This is a genomic window from Spirulina subsalsa CS-330 (assembly GCF_028330765.1).
In the GTDB taxonomy this organism is placed as follows: Bacteria; Cyanobacteriota; Cyanobacteriia; order Cyanobacteriales; family Spirulinaceae; genus Spirulina; species Spirulina subsalsa_A.
In genome coordinates this window covers 1-17672 of the sequence record NZ_JAQMTY010000239.1, presented here as the reverse complement: position 1 = coordinate 17672, position 17672 = coordinate 1, and the positions used below count along the sequence as shown (strand labels likewise).

The window sequence follows — 17672 nt, the reverse complement described above, 5'->3', positions numbered from 1 at the left end:
AATTTATTGCTCAAATTACCAATAATTTGATTTTGCGAGTGTGTTCAAAGAAATGAGCAATTCATGTTTTTGAGTATTGACAATATTAGTGATATTTACATTTCTAATGCCGTGATGTTGTGATTGGATAGGAGAAAGACCACAAGGTTTGTATACATAAGTACCTTTGATACTAAAATAGTCTCGTAAAACAAAGTCTTTTTTATTGTAAAAATTATGCACTTTACCACTAATTTTATCTGCAATCTCATCCCATTTTATCGTCCGAATTGCTCCAGCCAACAAATATATATTTTCAAGAGAGTGTATTTTTGAATCTGGCTTATAATTGAGCATTCCATAATGAATAACACGACAGCCTAATGAATAACCAATTAGTGAGATTTGAGTTTCTGGAATACAAGAAATAAGTGAAGAAAAATAGGTTAATCCAGTGTTTTTAGCTCTCTTCAGAATGACTTGCCAGTGAGGATATAGATGGATATACTTGGAGTTGAGAATAGGAATATTCCCCAAAGGTGACATATTTTTCATGCCATAATAACTACCTGAATCCCACCACAATTGATAAATTGCACCATGCCAGTTTGCCTGACGGAGTTTATCAGCCCAAAGCGCACTATTGTTTTCATATTTCATCTGATATCCATTCAGGAAAATCATAGCTTTGTCTTTACCATTGACAATGCGTTGAAGATAAGGCTTTTGCATGATTCCTTGGGATATTTATTGATTTCAGTTTAGCGCGGGGAGCTTCAATTACGCTGAAGATGGGAGGCAGAGCCTCCGCTGGGCATGACTTGGCAGAGCCAAGTCATGAGGAGGAGGGGATTGGGGGGAAAGGGTTATGCTTTGGCTTCTTCGAGGATGAGCTTGGCGCGTTTGACGTTGTCGGGGATGTCGATGGGATAGTTGCCCGTGAAGCAGGCCGAACAGAAATGATCGGGTTCGTCGTTGGTCATCCTTAGCATTCCGTCCCAACTGAGGTAGGCGAGACTATCCACGCCAATATGAGCCTCGATTTCTTCGACGGATTTGGTGGCGGCGATCAGTTGGTCTTGGGTGTCGGTGTCGAGGCCGTAGAAGCAGGGATGGGTGACGGGGGGGGAGGAAATTTTCATGTGGACTTCGATCGCGCCTGCATCGCGGAGGGCTTTCACTAGTTTCCGGCTCGTGGTTCCCCGCACGATGGAGTCATCAACGATGATCACCCGTTTGCCGACGAGGACATCTTTGAGGGGGTTGAGTTTCATCCGAATCCCGGCTTCGCGCATGACTTGGGTGGGTTGGATGAAGGTGCGTCCCACGTAGCGGTTTTTGATCAGGGCTTCGGCGTAGGGGATTTTGGAGGTTTCGGCATAGCCGATCGCAGCCGGAACCCCGGAGTCGGGCACGGCGATCACAAAGTCGGCTTCGGTGTGGGTTTCGCGGGCGAGTTGTTGGCCGAGGCGTTTGCGATAGCTGTAGATGGTTTCATCGTGAACGAGGCTATCGGGGCGGGAGAAGTAGATCATCTCGAAAACGCAGAGTTTGCGCTCTGGTTTGGCGGCCCAATGGAAGGAGGCGAGGCCTTCGTTGTTGATCCAGACGAGTTCGCCGGGTTCGACATCCCGCAGGTATTCTGCGCCGATGATGTCTAGGCCGCAGGTTTCGGAGGCGAGGACGTAGCGGTTGGGGCTGCCGGGGAGGATGCCGATCACGAGGGGGCGAATGCCGTTGGGGTCGCGCACGCCCATGAAGCCGTGAGGTGTGCCGATCACGAGGCTGTAGGCTCCTTGGCAGAGTTTGAAGGCGCTGATCGCGGCATCAAGCCAGGTTTTGCCTTGGTTGACTTCGTCGGCGATCGCTAATGCAATCATTTCCGAATCGGTGGTGGTGATAAATTCACAATTGCGGCGGGTCAGTTCGGCGCGGAGTTCGGCGGTGTTGACCAGGTTGCCATTGTGGGCGAGGGCTAAACTGCCGAGGCGCGTTTCCACAACGGCGGGTTGGGCATTGACCACCAGGCTTGATCCGGTGGTGGAGTAGCGGGTGTGGCCAATGGCGAGATCGCCTTTGAGATCGTCAAGGATGTCTTCGTTGAAGACTTGCGACACCAGCCCCATGTGTTTGTAGCAGGAGAGGGTTTCCCCGTCGAAGGCGGCGATGCCGGCGGATTCTTGGCCCCGATGTTGCAATGCATAGAGTCCGAAGTAGGCGAGTTTGGCCGCCGCTTCGCCGGGAACATACACCCCAAATACCCCGCAGGCTTCTTCCATCTTGTCGGGGTGTTCGGGGGAGGCGATGAGGGACTGTTGCTCATCAATAGCATCAGAGGGGTGGGGAAACATGATGGTGGTGTTGCTCCTTGAATGTGCCAAAAAACTGAGAGTCGCAGCGTGAGGGGTGAGAATTTTCAACAACGATCGCCGCCCTAATTTTGTTGAGGGTAACGGTACGCTGATTGATTGTAACCTTAACAGGTCTTAATCTTCTCTTAAGCCGGGGGGGGAAGACAATGGGCGAATGTACGGAGGGGGTTGGCTATTCGGCAGCAGCAGGAGTGAAATACGACTGGATTGAATTGAGCCAGCGATCGCGCAACCGTTGGATCGGAATCGCTAAAGCATAGGTGTTATCCGGGGTGAGAATTTGCAAGGTGGCGAGGGTAACGAGGCCGATCATGCTCCAATTTTGGTCGAGGCGCGATCGCAAAAACTCTTCCCATTCTTCATGTTTCGAGGCCTGCACCGACACCAAAATTTGCCCTGCTGCTTCCCCAAACAGAAATTCATCCCAACGCTGTACCGGATGTTCCAGGCGCATCACCGCCCCAAAATGCCCACTAATACAACATTCCGCCAACGCCACCACGAGGCCCCCTTCAGCGCAGTCATGGGCCGATCGCACCCAGCCGCGCCGAATCCCGTCTCGACAGGCGGCCTGCACGGCCCGCTCTCGCTCAAAGTCTACGACGGGGGGCTGGCCGGCAACGGTGTGATGGATGGTGGCAAGGTATTCGGAACCACCGAGGGTGCGCGGGGCTTGGGACCCCAAGAGATAGATGCGATCGCCCTCATGTTTCCAGCCTTGGCCGCACACCTGGGTCACATCATCGACGCGCCCCACCATGCCGATTACGGGGGTGGGATAGATGGCGGTGGGCTTGCCATTGCTGTCGAAGGTTTCGTTATAGAGGGAGACATTGCCGCCCGTGACGGGGGTATTGAGTTCGCGGCAGGCCTCGGCAATCCCCCGGCAGGCGTGGGCCAGTTGCCAATAGCCCGTTGGTTTTTCCGGGCTGCCAAAGTTGAGATTATTGGTAATCGCCAAAGGTTCCGCCCCCACACAGCTTAGATTCCGGGCCGCTTCGGCGACGGCAGCCTTTGCGCCTTCGTAGGGGTTGAGGTAAACGTAGCGGGGGTTGCAGTCCGTGGTAGCCGCCACGCCGCGCCGGGTGGGTTCGCTGTGGAGTTGCGATCGCAACCGCACCACCGCCGCATCCGCCCCCCCCGGCAGGATCACCGTATTATTTTGCACTTGGTGGTCATACTGCTGATACACCCAATGCTTCGAGGCCAAAGACGGCACTGCCAACAACCGCATCAGCACCTCATTCCAGCCCATCATCTCCCCGTTGATCTCAATCCCCTCATGGGTGCAGTCCGGCAATTGATCCACCGTCCAAGCCCAGGCCGTTTTCGCATAGTCCGGCGGTTCGCTGATCAGTTCGTGGTGATAGATCGGGGTGTTGTCGGCGAGGGCGGTGGCGGGAATTTCCGCCGCGATGCTGCCCTGATGGAAAATCCGCACGATCGGCTCTTCGATCACCTGACCCGCCACCACCCCATGCAGACCCCACCGCTCAAAAATATCGATTAATTCCTGTTCACGCCCCTTTTGGGCCACAAACAGCATCCGCTCCTGGGATTCCGAGAGGAGGTATTCATAGGGAACCATCCCCGGTTCACGGGCCGGAATGCGATCGAGGTCTAATTCCACCCCCACGCCGCCATTGGCCGCCATTTCCGAAGTTGAACAGGTAATCCCAGCCGCCCCCATATCCTGGGCCGCCACTACCGCCCCGGTTTTAAACGCTTCCAAACAGGCTTCAATCAAGGATTTTTCTAAAAAGGGATCACCCACCTGCACAGCGGGGCGATCGTCCATCGACGCATCACTCAATTCCGCACTGGCAAAACTCGCGCCCCCCATGCCATCGCGCCCCGTCGTTGACCCCACATACAACACCGGATTCCCCACCCCAGCCGCCCCCGACTTGACGATCGCATCGGTCTCCATCACCCCCAACGCCATCGCATTCACCAAGGGATTGCCACTATAGGCCGGGTCAAAATAAATCTCACCCCCCACCGTCGGCACGCCCACACAATTCCCGTAATGGGCAATTCCTTCGACAACACCGCTAAAAATCCGGCGGGTGCGGGGACTGTCGAGGGAGCCAAACCGGAGAGAATTGAGGATTGCGATCGGACGTGCGCCCATGGTGAAAATATCCCGCAGAATCCCCCCCACCCCGGTCGCCGCCCCTTGGAACGGCTCGATCGCACTGGGATGATTATGGGACTCAATCTTAAACGCCAAGCGCAACCCGTCGCCCAAATCCACCACCCCGGCATTTTCCCCCGGCCCCACCAGCACCTGCGGCCCTGTGGTCGGAAATTGCGACAGCAGCGATCGCGAATTTTTATAACAACAATGTTCACTCCACATCACCCCAAACATTCCCAGTTCGGCCTTGTTGGGATGGCGACCGAGACGCTGGACAATCTCTTCGTATTCGGAGGGTTTGAGACCTTCGGCGGCAATTTCAGCAGGGGTGAACATAGGACGGCAAAGCGGCATAACGGATCACTGTTAACCGTAGCGGATTATGAACCGTTCGTTCCGCTTTGATCGATTGATTTTTGAAGTTTAGCAATACCGCTCTGCCCTCATCCCCGGCCCTTCTCCCCCAGGAGAAGGGAGTGCAAAGCCCTCTCCCGTGGGAGAGGGTTGGGTGAGGGGTTGCCGCGAGAGGCTAGCCAAGACCGCTGTTGTGGATCACGATTTGGCGGCGATGGCTGCGTTGTCGATGTTCCCACAGGTAGAGTCCTTGCCAGGTTCCCAATACCAAGCGGCCGTTGCTGATCGGGATGCTTTCTGAGGTTTTGGTGATCGCCGAGCGGATATGGGCGGGCATATCGTCGGGGCCTTCGGCGGCGTGGATGTAGCTGCGGCCATCTTCGGGGACGAGTTTGGCGAAAAAATGGTTGAGGTCGCGCAGCACGTCGGGGTCGGCGTTTTCTTGGATGATCAAACTCGCGGAGGTATGGCGCACAAAGACCACACAGAGGCCGGTGACAATGCCGGAATCAGCCACGACGCTTTCCACTTGGCGGGTGATGTCGTGGAGGGTTTTACCTTGGGTTTGGACGGTGAGGATTTGTTGATGGATGAGGGGGGCGGTTTGGGTGGGCATGGGATTTAACTAGACGGCGATCGCAGTCAAAATTCAGTCAACAGAGAACACGATTAATTATTATCAATTCGCAACACAGCCATAAAGGCCTCTTGGGGCACATCCACCGTGCCGATGGACTTCATCCGTTTTTTGCCTTTGGCTTGCTTTTGCAAGAGCTTTTTCTTCCGGGAAATGTCGCCGCCGTAGCATTTAGCGAGGACATCTTTACGGAGGGCGGGGATATGTTCGCTGGCGATCACTTTGGAGCCGATCGCCGCTTGGATCGGAATTTTAAACTGATGGCGGGGGATTAATTCTTTCAGTTTTTCCACGAGCGATCGCCCCACACCGTAGGCCTTATCCCGGTGAACAATCATCGCCAAGGAATCCACCAGATCACCATTCACCATCACATCCAAGCGCACGAGATGATTGGTGCGGTAGCCGATGACGTGATATTCCATGCTGGCGTAACCGCGCGATCGCGACTTGAGTTGATCAAAAAAGTCCGTGACAATTTCCGCGAGGGGCACTTCATAAATTAACGTCGTGCGCTTACTGGTGAAATAGCGCATATTTTTAAACTCACCCCGGCGCGTCTGGCAGAGATCCATCAGCGTCCCCACATATTCTTCGGGGGTGATCACTTCGAGGTGAATATAGGGTTCTTCAATTTTTTCGCGGGCCTGGGGCGGTGGTAAGTGGCTCGGATTTTCAATTTCGAGGACTTCCCCTTTAATCGTCGTGACGCGATACACCACGGAGGGCGCAGTGGTGATTAGGTCGAGGTTGTATTCCCGTTCGAGGCGTTCTTGGACGATTTCCATGTGCAACAGACCGAGGAAGCCACAGCGGAACCCGAACCCCATGGCGCTAGAGGTTTCCGGCTCATAGGCTAAGGCGGCATCGTTGAGGCGGAGGCGTTCGAGGGCTTCGCGCAGGTCTTCGTATTGGTCAGAGTCGATGGGGAACAGGCCACAGAAGACCATGGATTTCGCTTCGGCGTAACCGGGGAGGGGTTCGGCGGCGGGTTCGCTAGCGAGGGTAATCGTGTCGCCAACGCGGGCATCGGCCACGGCTTTGATTGCGGCGGAAATGTAGCCCACTTCCCCGGCGTGGAGGTCTTCAACGGGGATTTGGGTGGGGGACAGCACGCCCAATTCATCGATGTCGTATTGTTTGCCGGAGGCCATTAGGTGGATGCGATCGCCCTGCTTCACCGTGCCATCCATGACCCGGAAATAAATAATCACGCCGCGATAGGGGTCGTAATAACTATCAAAAATCAACGCCCGCAACGGCTTATCCACCGTATCCGACGGCGGCGGCACGAGATGCACAATCGATTCGAGAATTTCATCAATGCCGATCCCCTGTTTGGCCGAAGCCATAATCGCGCCGCTACAGTCGAGGCCCACCACTTCTTCCACTTCTTCGAGCACCCGTTCCGGTTCCGCCCCCGGCAGATCAATTTTGTTTAAAACGGGAATAATTTCTAAATCACTTTCGAGGGCAAGGTAAACATTCGCCAGGGTTTGAGCCTCGACCCCTTGGGAGGCATCGACCACCAGTAACGCCCCTTCGCAGGCGATCAGCGATCGCGACACCTCATAGGAAAAATCCACATGGCCCGGCGTGTCGATCAAGTTCAACACATATTCTTGACCATCCTTGGCGGTGTAGTTCATCCGCGCTGCCTGGAGCTTAATCGTAATCCCCCGTTCCCGCTCCAAATCCATACTGTCAAGGAATTGTTCCTTCATTTTGCGCTGCTCAACCGTGCCCGTCGCTTGGAGGAGGCGATCGGCAAGGGTTGACTTGCCATGGTCAATATGGGCAATGATCGAAAAATTGCGAATGTGAGACGTAGGAACGTGGGTCATAGTGGGGCAAGCGTGTAGAGCTTAACGTCCCTTAATCTTAACGCGCTGCGTCTCTTCTTTCTGACTATTGCTCCATGGCTGAGCGGCCCCGCTTGCCGAGGCGGGTGATCATGAACGACCCAAAGTAGAGCGCATAGATGGTCAAGCCCACCGCGCCGAGAAACCCTAAAAAGCCCGGCTGAGAATTGGCGTGAAACCAGGCCCGATAGAGCACCGGGGGTTCGCGCCACACCTGACAAAAGGGGGTATTGAGGGCGGCACGGGAAAAGGCACAGGAGAGAAACGGAATCGAGGCAAAGGTTGCGATCGCACAATAGACCGACACCGCCCACCGCCACCCCGTCAGGGCTAGCTTAAAGGGGTTGGGGGGCTGGTCGGCAATATCTTCGTTTAAATCCGCCCAAAACCAAAGGGCGGTCGGAATCAACAGCCGCGCCAAAAATCCGGTTAAATACCCCACCGGCCAACCGGGAATCAAGAGGTACACCGTAATCATCAACAAACTCGCCACGCGCCAATAGATCACCAGTAAGCGAGTCAGAGCAGCTTGTCGCTTAAACAGTGACCAAATGAATAACACCAAGGGCACAATCACCGTGAAGAGTACCGCCAGCTTGTAATCAAGCCAGATCCAAGGCTGTAGCCAAATCTCATCTTGCATAATTTCGTTGCGCTCCAACTGCTGCCCCATCATTTTAGAGGGTGTTGATTCCAAAAAAATAGCAGCGAGGGGGGAACTCGCTGCGTTGATCTGGGGTTACCAGCAGGGTGAGGCTGGCTTAGTCATCGTAGATGCGGCATTCTGCGGCATCGGGATTGTCATCGCAATACTTCTCTAAGGAGTTCTTTTTGGGCTTTGTGGAACGCTGATGAGCGGCTTCGGCTTGCAACTCTTCAACGGAATCCCACGCCACGGCACATTCAGCGGAGGTTGACCCTTCGGTGCTGCACACATTGCGAGCGTTTTCGCGCTCTTGTTCAATTTTCGTGTCGATATTGTTGCTCATGAGTCCTCTAAATATATTGTCGCTGATCGTACAAGACTAGGGAGATCTAAAACAGAATCGCTCTGAGCGACATCTCCGGGTTTTGAGTCTAGGATTAGGCGTTTTTGAACGGTCATTTATGGTTCATTGACCATATTAGCGAATCCCTTTCGGTTCGCGACTGGGTTGATCGGTTTATTTAAGGATGTGGCGATCGCCTGCCGATTTCGTCAGGGTGGGGGCGGATTAGGCTTTGGAGTTTGGCAACACTTCTCTATACTTGAGACAGTTTACTGTGCTTAATCCCAAGGCAGTCCGTGTTTTCAGGTTCGTGAGGCTAACGTGATGATCGAGACCTTTCAATGGTTGAATGCGTTTTCTACCTGTCCCTCTTTAGAAGGTGCGATCGCGGATGTTGTGGAACAACTGCGGGGATCATTATCAAAAAGCCCTGACTTGGGGATCGTGTTTATCTCCTCTGCCTATGCCAGCGAGTACCCCCGCCTCGTCCCCCTGCTGCGGGAGGCGCTGCCCATGGGCTGCCTGATTGGCTGTGGCGGCGGCGGCGTGATTGGCACTGATGCCGATGGTCATGCCCAAGAAGTGGAGCAAAACCCGGCCTTAAGTTTGTGTGTGGGGGTTTTTTCCGGGGTGACGGTGCATCCGTTTTATTTACCCGCTGCCCAATTGCCCGATCCCGACAGTCCGCCCCAAGCCTGGGTTGAATGCGTCGGGGTTGACCCCCAGACCCAACCGGATTTTATTTTGTTGGCGGACCCCATGCAGGCCAATATTACCGATGTGCTCGAAGGGCTAGATTTTGCCTATCCGGCGGCGGTGAAGCTGGGGGGGTTGGCCAGTGCGGGGATGATGGGCGTGCCCAATGGCTTATTTTTTGATGCGCCCCAGGCTCCGGATTTGGGGCTGCTGCGGGAAGGGACGGTGGGGGTGGCCCTCAGTGGCAAGATTCGCCTGGATACGATTGTGGCCCAGGGCTGCCGTCCGATTGGGGAGGTGTATCGCGTCGAGGCGGGCGATCGCAACATTCTCCTGCAACTGTCCACCCAAGATGCGTCCACGATTCGCGCCCCGCTGGATTTGCTGCGGGACTTGATCGAAAGCCTCGCAGAGAGCGATCGCACCTTGGCCCAAAATTCCCTCTTTATCGGCGTGGTGCGGGATGTGTTTAAGCGGGAGCTTGGGCGGGGGGATTTTCTGATTCGTAATCTGTTGGGAGTTGATCCGAAACAGGGAGCGATCGCGATCGGCGATCGCGTCCGCATTGGCCAGCGCATCCAATTCCACCTCCGCGACGCGAAAACCTCCGCCGACGACCTCGAAGGCCACCTCCAAGAACATCTCGCCCGCTCACCCCAAGTCGCCCCCGCTGGTGCTCTTCTGTTTTCCTGTCTCGGTCGCGGTGAGGGGCTGTACGGCCAAGCCAATTTTGATTCCCAACTGTTTCAGCGCTATTTCGGCACGATCCCCGTCGGGGGCTTTTTCTGCAACGGCGAAATCGGCCCCGTTGGCAAAACCACCTTCCTCCACGGCTACACCTCCGTTTTTGGCCTGATTCGCCCTACCGATTAGCCCTTGACGCGGGGCTATCGGAGCGATCGTCCGGGACATAATCTCGCGGCCTGATGAGCGGAACGGGGGATGCGATCGCACCACCTAAGGGCAGCCATACACCTCACGCACAAGGCTAGCAAGGCGTTTCATGCCCTCGGCGAGTTCGTCAGCGGTGGCGGTGAGGCTAAAACGGAGGCATTGCTGTTTGTGGGGCCAATCTTCTTTTAAGCCGGGGAAGAAGGTGGAACCGGGAACCGCGATCACGCCGACGGTTTTGAGTTTTTGATAAAACTCCCAATCGGTCATTGGTAAGTCTTGCAGCCAGAGCCAGGCGAAAATTGCCCCTTCGCCGCGATGGAGAAACCAGGGCACAGCGTCGGGCATGGCTGCATCGAGGGTGGCTTCGAGGATGGCGAATTTGGCTTGGTAGTGGGGGCGGATGATGTCGGTGGAAATCGTACCTAACCGGCCCGAACGAATCGCGATCGCTGCGATCGCTTGACCATAGCGCGGTGAATGAATACAAAGATTCGTTTGGAACGCATCCAACACCTCAATAATCGCCGGATCACCGATCGCCACGCCGATCCGTTCCCCCGGCAATCCGGCTTTAGACAAGCTCAGACAATGCACCGTGTTGGGGGTCAGGATGGGATTCATCGGGGTGAAATTCAAGGCCGGGTAGGGAGGTGCATAGGCGGAATCAATGAAAACCGGCACGTCATGGGGAGCAGCTAGATCAGTGATTTGAGCCACTTCGGCATCGGTCAACACATTCCCCGTCGGGTTACAGGGCCGGGAAAAGATGACGCAGCCGGTTTGGGCGTTGATCTGGAGTTGGCTGAAGTCGGGGCGATATTTAAAACGGTGTTGGGGGGCATCAACATCGAGATGGGGTCGATAGGCGATCAGGGCGTTGGGGTTGAGGCAGATGCCGCCGTAGCCGGTGTAGTCAGGGCTGAGGGGGAGGACAATGTTTTTCAGGTGTCCGTCGGCATCCTCACCGCCGAAGGCATTGGCGGCGTAGAAATAGAGCGATTGGGAGCCGGGGGTGATCAAGATGTGGCGATCGCTCAACTCCCAGCCATAGCGGTGCTGAAAATCGGATGCGATCGCCTCAATCAACGGCCCATACCCCTGGCTCGACCCGTAGCGGCTCACCACTTCCCCATAGTCATCACTGGCCAAGAGTTCCGCCGTACAGTCCCGCCACAACTGTTCCACCTCCGGCAACAGCACCGGATTCCCCGCACTGAGGTTAATAAAGTCCTGCCCCGCCCCCGCCCGCAGCGTCTCCACAATGTCTTTCATGATCGCTCGCACCCCGGTACGGCGCGACATTTGCAGACCCAATTTTGTCAGAGCAGGATTCATAACGTTTCACCACGATACGAGAGGATTCACCCCTAACCGTAGCAAGAAACTTTCCCCCCACCAGACCCCCCGTGAGCAAATGTTACCGAGGGGCGGGCGGGGTTAATCGGTGGGGAGAATGATCAGGGTTTCCACTTCGTGCAGGTGATTGAGAATGATTACCTGTTGCAGCCAATGGGTCAGGGTGGTGGTGTCGGTAGTGGCAGCGATCGCAGCCCGTAGATTCGCCGGAACCCCCCCAAAGCGATGGTCAATCAATTGAAACAGCACCGCCCGCAAACAGCTTTGTACCTGTTCAAGGGTTTGGTTCCGGAGGCGCACCGCTTGGGTGAGTTCTAAGAGCAGCCCCGCTAACATCCCCAGTTCATCTTCACGGGCGGCCACCAGTTCTAATTCTTCCGGATCGGGGGCAAAGGTTTGGCTTTCCACCGCCGCCGCAACGGTGGAGGCGATCATGTAAATCTGCTCTAGAGTGGTGGCACTTTGTTGATGATTGTGTTCTAGGGCATCAATCACTTGGTTGTAGCGGGTGGCAATATGGCCCGCCTCGGTGAAGGGTTCGACGGGCACGCGCTGACTGAGATCAAAGGTGCGAGCTTGGTAGTCCATCACCTGAAACAGGTCGTAGGTTTCGGTTTTGGCCTGATGTTCGGTGATATTTAACCCCAGGGCTTCGGCTTCGGCGCTGACCCGGAGCGGCCAGACACTATTGATGAGCTTAAATAAAACCCACGTCACCCCAAAGGCCCAGAGAAAAGAACACCCCACCCCCAAACCTTGCACCCCAATCTGAGCTAAACGGTTGCTGGCCTCAAGGGCATCGGCGTTGCCAAAGAGGCCAACGGCCAAGGTTCCCCATGCGCCCGCCCCGCCGTGAACCGCGATCGCATCCACGGCATCATCAATCTGCAACCGCGCTATCCACCACGACACCACAATCATCACCGCCGCCCCCGTTCCCCCAATGATCACCGCGATCGGGGTCGTCACCATCTGACAACTGGCCGTAACCGCCACCAACCCAGCGATCGAGCCATTGACCAAACCATCCACTTCCACATAGCGATGCTGAAGCCAACTCAAGAGTCCGCCGACAATCATGCCGCTGACCCCTGCCATCATCGTGTTGAGGATAATGCCTGGCACAGCATCATTGAGTACCAACTCGCTGCCGCCGTTAAACCCAATCCAGCCAAACCAGAGGAGCAACGCCCCCAACACCGAAAACGGCAGGTTTGATCCTTGAATTTTAATCGATTTCTCCGCCTCAAACCGGCCATGACGCGCCCCCACCGTCAGCAGCACCGCCGCACTCACCCACGCCCCCACACTGTGAACCACCGTAGACCCAGCAAAATCAATAAATCCCAGTTGCTTCAGCCAACCGTGATCATTCCAGGCCCAATGCCCAAAGAGGGGATAGACCAACGCCGCCACCCAAGTTGCGATCGCTAAATAGGCCGTAAACTTGAGCCGCTCCGCCAATGCCCCCGAAATAATCGTCGTCGCCGTCCCACAAAACATCGCCTGAAACAAAAACAGCACCGCCACATCCGCTGGCTCAACATTAGGAACAAAGTCCGACAGACCCACCCACCCCTGCCACGAAGCCCCAAACATCAACGCATAGCCAAACAGCCAAAAATACGCCACAGACAAGCCAAAATCAGCGAGATTTTTCACCGCCACATTGATGCTGTTCTTCGATCGAGTCATCCCCGATTCCAGACACATAAACCCCGCTTGCATCAAAAAGACCAAGCCAGTGCAGAGCAATAGCCAAAGGGTATCGATCATCGTTTAAAACGTGGCTCCTCGATAACGTCGTTTATTTTTGAGTTCGGCATGGCGGGCAAATTGGGGAATATCACTTTGATGCCCCAGAATGATCAACGTATCACCCACATTTAAAACCAACGACGGATTAGGATGCACCGCCACGGTTCCGTCTGCCCGTTGCAGTGCCACGATGATAAACGTACCCTTGCTGCGCACTTCAATTTCCCGGATGCTTTTCTGGGCAAGGCTTGAATCCGGCTCCACCACCAGTTCATCCAGTTGCACATCAATGTGATTGAGCATTTCGTCGAGTTGGCGGCGTTCTTCGGCTTGGGCGAAGAAATCAACGGTGGTGGGGCGGGTGATCAAGCTGGCCATGCGAATCCCACTGAGGGCGGCGGGGAGGACAACGTGATCCGCCCCCGCGAGGCGCAGTTTTTTTTCGGTGCTGGGGAGTTCGCCCCGTGCCAGGATGAGGAGATTGGGGTTTAAGCCGCGAGCGGTGAGGGCGATAAACACATTGTTGGCATCATCGGGGAGGACAGTGGCGAGGACTTTGGCGGTGCTAATGCCGACGGATTGGAGGCTGAGTTCTTCCGAGGCGTTGCCGGTGTAGGTGAGGTAGCCGAGGTCTTCGGCTTGCTGGATGCGATCGCTTTGGGTATCCACCACCACAAAGAGTTCACCTGTTTGGGCCAACTGTCGCGCCAACACTTGCCCAATCCGACCAAACCCACAAATAATCGTGTGATTATTTAATGTGTCAATGCTGCGCTGCTTTCGCTGGGCATGGAGTGCGCGATTAATTTCACCTTCAGTCAACATCTGGACAAATCCTCCCACCAAATACACCGCTGATGATGTGCCCGCAATGATCACAACAATGGTGAAAATTTTCTGGGCGGGAGTTTCCAGGGGTTTCACTTCCCCATACCCCACCCCGAAAATTGTGATCACCACCATATACACGGCTTCGAGCACCGTCCACCCAAAGACCATATAGCCCACTACAGCGAGGGCGATCGTCATTAAAAAGAAGATCGCGCCCATTTGAATGCGCTGTAATGAACCTTGCATGATGAATCCAGCAACGGGAATGATTCATAGTAGGGCGAAGGTTGGCCCTAAAAAGGTATCCCCTGCATCATCTTTTGAGTTTATGGGCGGGCTTGGCTAAGGAACCAAGGGGGATGGGTGTGCTCATGGGGAAGGCGAGACGGCTGCTGTGCATCCTACTTTTGCCTATTCATCCTGCTCGCCAGTTAGCCCCCTCATCCCTAGCCCTTCTCCCGCAGGAGAAGGGAGCCAAACGCCCTCTCCTACGGGAGAGGGTTGGGTGAGGGGTTGCATAACTGAGATGCACCCGACGGCTGCGGTTCCTACATGGGTTGGGCAAGGCGGGTATCGAGGGCCCCCTGTTCATTGAGGGCGTAAAGATCATCACAGCCACCAATGTGCTCGTCGTTGATGAAGATTTGCGGGACGGAGCGACGGCCGTGGGCACGTTCGGCCATGGCATCACGGGCGGCATTGTCGCCGTCGATTTTATATTCTTGGAATTCTACGCCTTTCCACCAGAGCAGGCTTTTGGCCGCAATGCAGTAGGGGCAGGTTTGCCAGGTGTAGATTTCCACCTGGGCTTTGACTTGGTCGGGGTGACGACCGAGGAGATCATTGAGCCATTCAAAATCCAACATGGGCAAGGGTTACATTCTCAAAACTTGTTTTGCTGATCACTGATCATACTCCCTTGACTTCCGGGGGTGGGGAGTTGGCAGCGGGGACAGAAATGGGTGGAGCGGCCGGTGATTTTGATTCGTTCGATCGCACTGCCACAGGTGCGACAGGGTTGGCCGGTGCGGCCGTAGACTTTGGCCCTGTCGCCGTAATTGCCCGGCACACCGAGGAGGTCGAGAAAATCGCTAAATGTTGTGCCACCCTGGGTGATCGCTTCAGTTAAAATGCGGCGAATTTCACCATGGAGGCGCTGCACTTGCTCCGGGGTGAGGCGGGAGGCGATCGCATCCGGGCGCACTCCACTGGCAAAACAAACCTCATCGGCGTAGATATTCCCCAACCCTGCCACCAGAGCTTGATCCAACAATGCTGCTTTGATCGTGCGTTGGGTACGGCGGATTTTTTGCTGTAAATAGTCTGGGGAAAACTCCGAGTCAAAGGGTTCCGGGCCGAGGCGGGTTAACCCAGTGATGATCGTTTCGCGGGCAACCCCAGGCGGCACAACCCACACCTGCCCAAAGGTGCGACTATCCACAAACCGCAACTCCTGACCGCCCGCACAAAACACGCGCAGCCGGGTATGTTTCGACAGCGCCTCATCCTGACGCACCCAAAACAGTTGCCCGGTCATCCGCAGATGCACCCCCAGCCAGCCCCCGGAATCCAGTTGGGCCAATAAATATTTACCGCGTCGCTGCCACTGTTGGATTGAGGTGTCGGTGAGCCACGCGGCAAAATCGCCATGAGAAAGAGGGTAGGCAAGGGTGCGATCGCGCAACACCTCGCCCCCCTCGATTAAACAATTCAGAGTTTTTTGGTTTAAACCCCGGCGGACTGTTTCAACTTCTGGGAGTTCTGGCACGAACCCTGAACCTTAAGCTTTCGCCTTCTTTTCAGGAGCCGCTTTAACCACCTCTACTTCGCTTTCGGCAAAGTTGTTGGTGGCAACGCCAGAGTAGTTAACTTTATTAAAGCGAACGATGACGGGGTAGATGATGCCACTTTTATCGACAGAGGCAACCGTACCGACATCTTGATACCAGTAGGATTCTTTCCGTAAAATCTTGACTACATCACCACGCTTTGCCATAAAACTTGTCTCCATTAACAGTCTGGAATTTATCTAAACTCAAGCCTACACGTAAAATTGATGCTTTGCTCACCCAGGCTTTTAAGTTTTATGAAGAACGCTACACCCTGAGCATGGGGGAAAAAGTGCGGCAGAATGGCGGTTTTAGCCGAAACCCTAGGGCAGTTCCCTGAGGCTAACGAGGCCTCGCACGGCTACTTTTTGTAACAGAATATTACAAAAAATCAGTAAACCCTCCGTCCAATAGCAGGGATTGAATGGGAATTTAAGCCCAGGTGCTAGGTCGGAATTCAGGGGCGATCGCTCAAAAAAAACCGCATTCCTTGCTAGGCTTTTAAAGCAACGGATAACCACCCTCAACCGCAAGCGATACAAGCAACCATGGTGCAACCCGCAGACCTCTGGCCCAGCCTCCTTCAACAACTGCTCGATGGCCAGTCCCTCACCCAAGACCAAGCCGCCCAACTGATGACCGGCTGGCTCCAAGCAGAGATCCCCGCTGTGCTCTCCGGGGCCATTCTGGCCGCGATCCAAGCCAAAGGGGTTTCTGTGGCTGAATTGGCCGGGATGGCCCGCGTGCTTCAATCCCAATCGCGCCAACAGGATGCGATCGCCCACAGCACCCCGGTCATCGATACCTGCGGCACGGGGGGCGACGGGGCGCATACTTTTAATATTTCGACGGCGGTGGCCTTTGTCTGTGCGGCGGCGGGGGTGAAAGTGGCGAAACATGGTAATCGTTCCGCGTCGAGCAAGGTAGGTTCCGCCGATGTCCTCGAAGCCCTGGGGGTTAACTTGGGGGCTGCTCCCGAACAGGTTCACGCTGCATTGCAAGCGGTGGGGATCACGTTTCTCTTTGCGCCGGGCTGGCATCCGGCCATGAAAGCCGTCGTCCCGTTCCGGAAGACGATGAAGGTGCGGACGGTGTTTAACCTCCTCGGCCCCTTGGTGAACCCGCTGCGCCCGACGGGTCAGGTGATTGGGGTCTATGATGTGCAGTTTGTGGAGCGGATGGCGGGGGCGTTGCAGCAGTTGGGGATTGAAAAGGCGATCGTCCTCCATGGCCGCGAAGGCGTGGACGAGGCGGGACTAGGGGGCTTGACGGATCTCGCCACGGTGCAGCAGGGCGTTGTGACAACCGATGTCCTTGATCCCCAAGCTCTAGGGTTGACGGCTGCACCCTTGACAGCGTTACGAGGCGGCGAAGTGGAAGAAAATACGGCAATTTTGACCGCTGTGCTGCAAGGGAAGGGGACGGAGGCGCAGCGGGATGTGGTGGCGTTGAATGCCGCGATCGCGCTCCAAGTGGGTGATGTTGTGCCCTTTCTAGATCATGGGGCTGGGGTAGCCAAGGCGAAAGAGATCCTCGACAGCGGGGCGGCCTGGGCTAAGGTGGAAGAACTGGTGACGTTTTTACGTGCCTAGATCGACGCGAGACAATCCACCCGTAGCCCGGCGAGATCAGGCTGTAGATCTAGGCTAATCTTGACCTGACCCTGCACCCCATGGAAATATTACTAGCCTTGTGTTTGGGCATTACCCTCAGTGCCGCCTGTGGATTTCGGATTTTTATCTTAAATGTGCAAAGAAGACTCCCACTATAAAGCGAGTCCGAGTAGAGTTACCGAAGGTAACGGCGGACGTGCCTTTTCGTGGCGAGATGAATTGGCACCAACAAACAAATCGAGCGACAGCGAGTCCTTTAATTGAATTTTTGCCATTTTGTATGATAGTTTGATATGCTATTCCTGGGGAAGATTAAAACTCAAAATACAGTCGGTAGCTGAAAAGTTTGGCTGTATCGTTTT

The 17672-nt window shown here is 55.1% G+C and carries 15 protein-coding genes; 2 read left to right on the top strand and 13 right to left on the bottom strand.

The genetic code is table 11. The features are described from left to right. Nucleotides 1–15: 15 nt before the first annotated feature. The 7 genes from PN477_RS16555 to PN477_RS16525 all read right to left on the bottom strand — a co-directional run bounded on the left by PN477_RS16555 (nt 16) and on the right by PN477_RS16525 (nt 8333). The gene (locus PN477_RS16555; RefSeq protein WP_272116813.1) at nt 16–711 is read right to left on the bottom strand and encodes a DUF726 domain-containing protein; all 696 of its coding nucleotides are present in this window, start codon (nt 709–711) and stop codon (nt 16–18) included. A 134-nt stretch (nt 712–845) separates the two neighbouring features. After that, nucleotides 846–2330, bottom strand: a complete 1485-nt coding sequence (gene purF, locus PN477_RS16550) for an amidophosphoribosyltransferase (RefSeq protein WP_272116811.1) — start codon at nt 2328–2330, stop codon at nt 846–848. Nucleotides 2331–2523: 193 nt separating this feature from the next. Beyond that, nucleotides 2524–4827 carry a phosphoribosylformylglycinamidine synthase subunit PurL gene (purL, locus tag PN477_RS16545; RefSeq protein WP_272116809.1) on the bottom strand — a complete coding sequence of 768 codons (2304 nt, stop codon included), beginning with the start codon at nt 4825–4827 and terminating at the stop codon, nt 2524–2526. A 193-nt stretch (nt 4828–5020) separates the two neighbouring features. Then, entirely contained in the window at nt 5021–5461 is a 441-nt protein-coding gene (locus tag PN477_RS16540) for a secondary thiamine-phosphate synthase enzyme YjbQ (RefSeq protein WP_272116807.1), read from the bottom strand. Nucleotides 5462–5514: 53 nt separating this feature from the next. Continuing rightward, nucleotides 5515–7326 carry a translation elongation factor 4 gene (gene lepA, locus PN477_RS16535; protein WP_272116805.1) on the bottom strand — a complete coding sequence of 604 codons (1812 nt, stop codon included), beginning with the start codon at nt 7324–7326 and terminating at the stop codon, nt 5515–5517. 64 nt (nt 7327–7390) lie between these two features. Further along, a complete protein-coding gene (locus tag PN477_RS16530) occupies nt 7391–8020 on the bottom strand; it encodes a DUF3177 family protein (RefSeq protein ID WP_272116802.1) in 630 nt (209 codons plus the stop codon). Nucleotides 8021–8105: 85 nt separating this feature from the next. Beyond that, nucleotides 8106–8333 (bottom strand): Calvin cycle protein CP12, encoded by a 228-nt coding sequence (locus tag PN477_RS16525; RefSeq protein WP_272116801.1) that lies wholly within the window; start codon nt 8331–8333, stop codon nt 8106–8108. Between the two features lie 324 nt (nt 8334–8657). Between PN477_RS16525 and PN477_RS16520 the strand changes: the two genes are divergently transcribed. Continuing rightward, on the top strand, nt 8658–9902 hold the full coding sequence (locus PN477_RS16520) for an FIST signal transduction protein (RefSeq protein ID WP_272116798.1): 1245 nt from the start codon (nt 8658–8660) through the stop codon (nt 9900–9902). Between the two features lie 84 nt (nt 9903–9986). Here the strand turns inward: PN477_RS16520 and PN477_RS16515 are convergent, their stop codons facing one another. The 6 genes from PN477_RS16515 to PN477_RS16490 all read right to left on the bottom strand — a co-directional run bounded on the left by PN477_RS16515 (nt 9987) and on the right by PN477_RS16490 (nt 15864). Continuing rightward, complete coding sequence (locus PN477_RS16515; RefSeq protein ID WP_272116796.1) at nt 9987–11258, bottom strand: valine--pyruvate transaminase; 1272 nt, start codon at nt 11256–11258, stop codon at nt 9987–9989. Nucleotides 11259–11360: 102 nt separating this feature from the next. Next, a complete protein-coding gene (locus tag PN477_RS16510) occupies nt 11361–13055 on the bottom strand; it encodes an ammonium transporter (RefSeq protein WP_272116792.1) in 1695 nt (564 codons plus the stop codon). A gap of 3 nt (nt 13056–13058) precedes the next feature. Then, nucleotides 13059–14114 carry a potassium channel family protein gene (locus PN477_RS16505; RefSeq protein ID WP_272116790.1) on the bottom strand — a complete coding sequence of 352 codons (1056 nt, stop codon included), beginning with the start codon at nt 14112–14114 and terminating at the stop codon, nt 13059–13061. A gap of 302 nt (nt 14115–14416) precedes the next feature. Beyond that, a complete protein-coding gene (gene grxC / locus PN477_RS16500) occupies nt 14417–14734 on the bottom strand; it encodes a glutaredoxin 3 (protein WP_272116788.1) in 318 nt (105 codons plus the stop codon). 17 nt (nt 14735–14751) lie between these two features. Next, nucleotides 14752–15636, bottom strand: coding sequence for a DNA-formamidopyrimidine glycosylase (locus PN477_RS16495; RefSeq protein WP_272116786.1), 885 nt, complete (start codon nt 15634–15636; stop codon nt 14752–14754). Between the two features lie 12 nt (nt 15637–15648). Next, nucleotides 15649–15864, bottom strand: coding sequence for a photosystem I reaction center subunit IV (locus PN477_RS16490; protein ID WP_272116784.1), 216 nt, complete (start codon nt 15862–15864; stop codon nt 15649–15651). Nucleotides 15865–16245: 381 nt separating this feature from the next. Here PN477_RS16490 and trpD point away from each other — a divergent pair, with 381 nt between their 5' ends. After that, nucleotides 16246–17289 (top strand): anthranilate phosphoribosyltransferase, encoded by a 1044-nt coding sequence (gene trpD / locus PN477_RS16485; RefSeq protein ID WP_272116782.1) that lies wholly within the window; start codon nt 16246–16248, stop codon nt 17287–17289. The last annotated feature ends 383 nt before the right edge of the window (nt 17290–17672 follow it).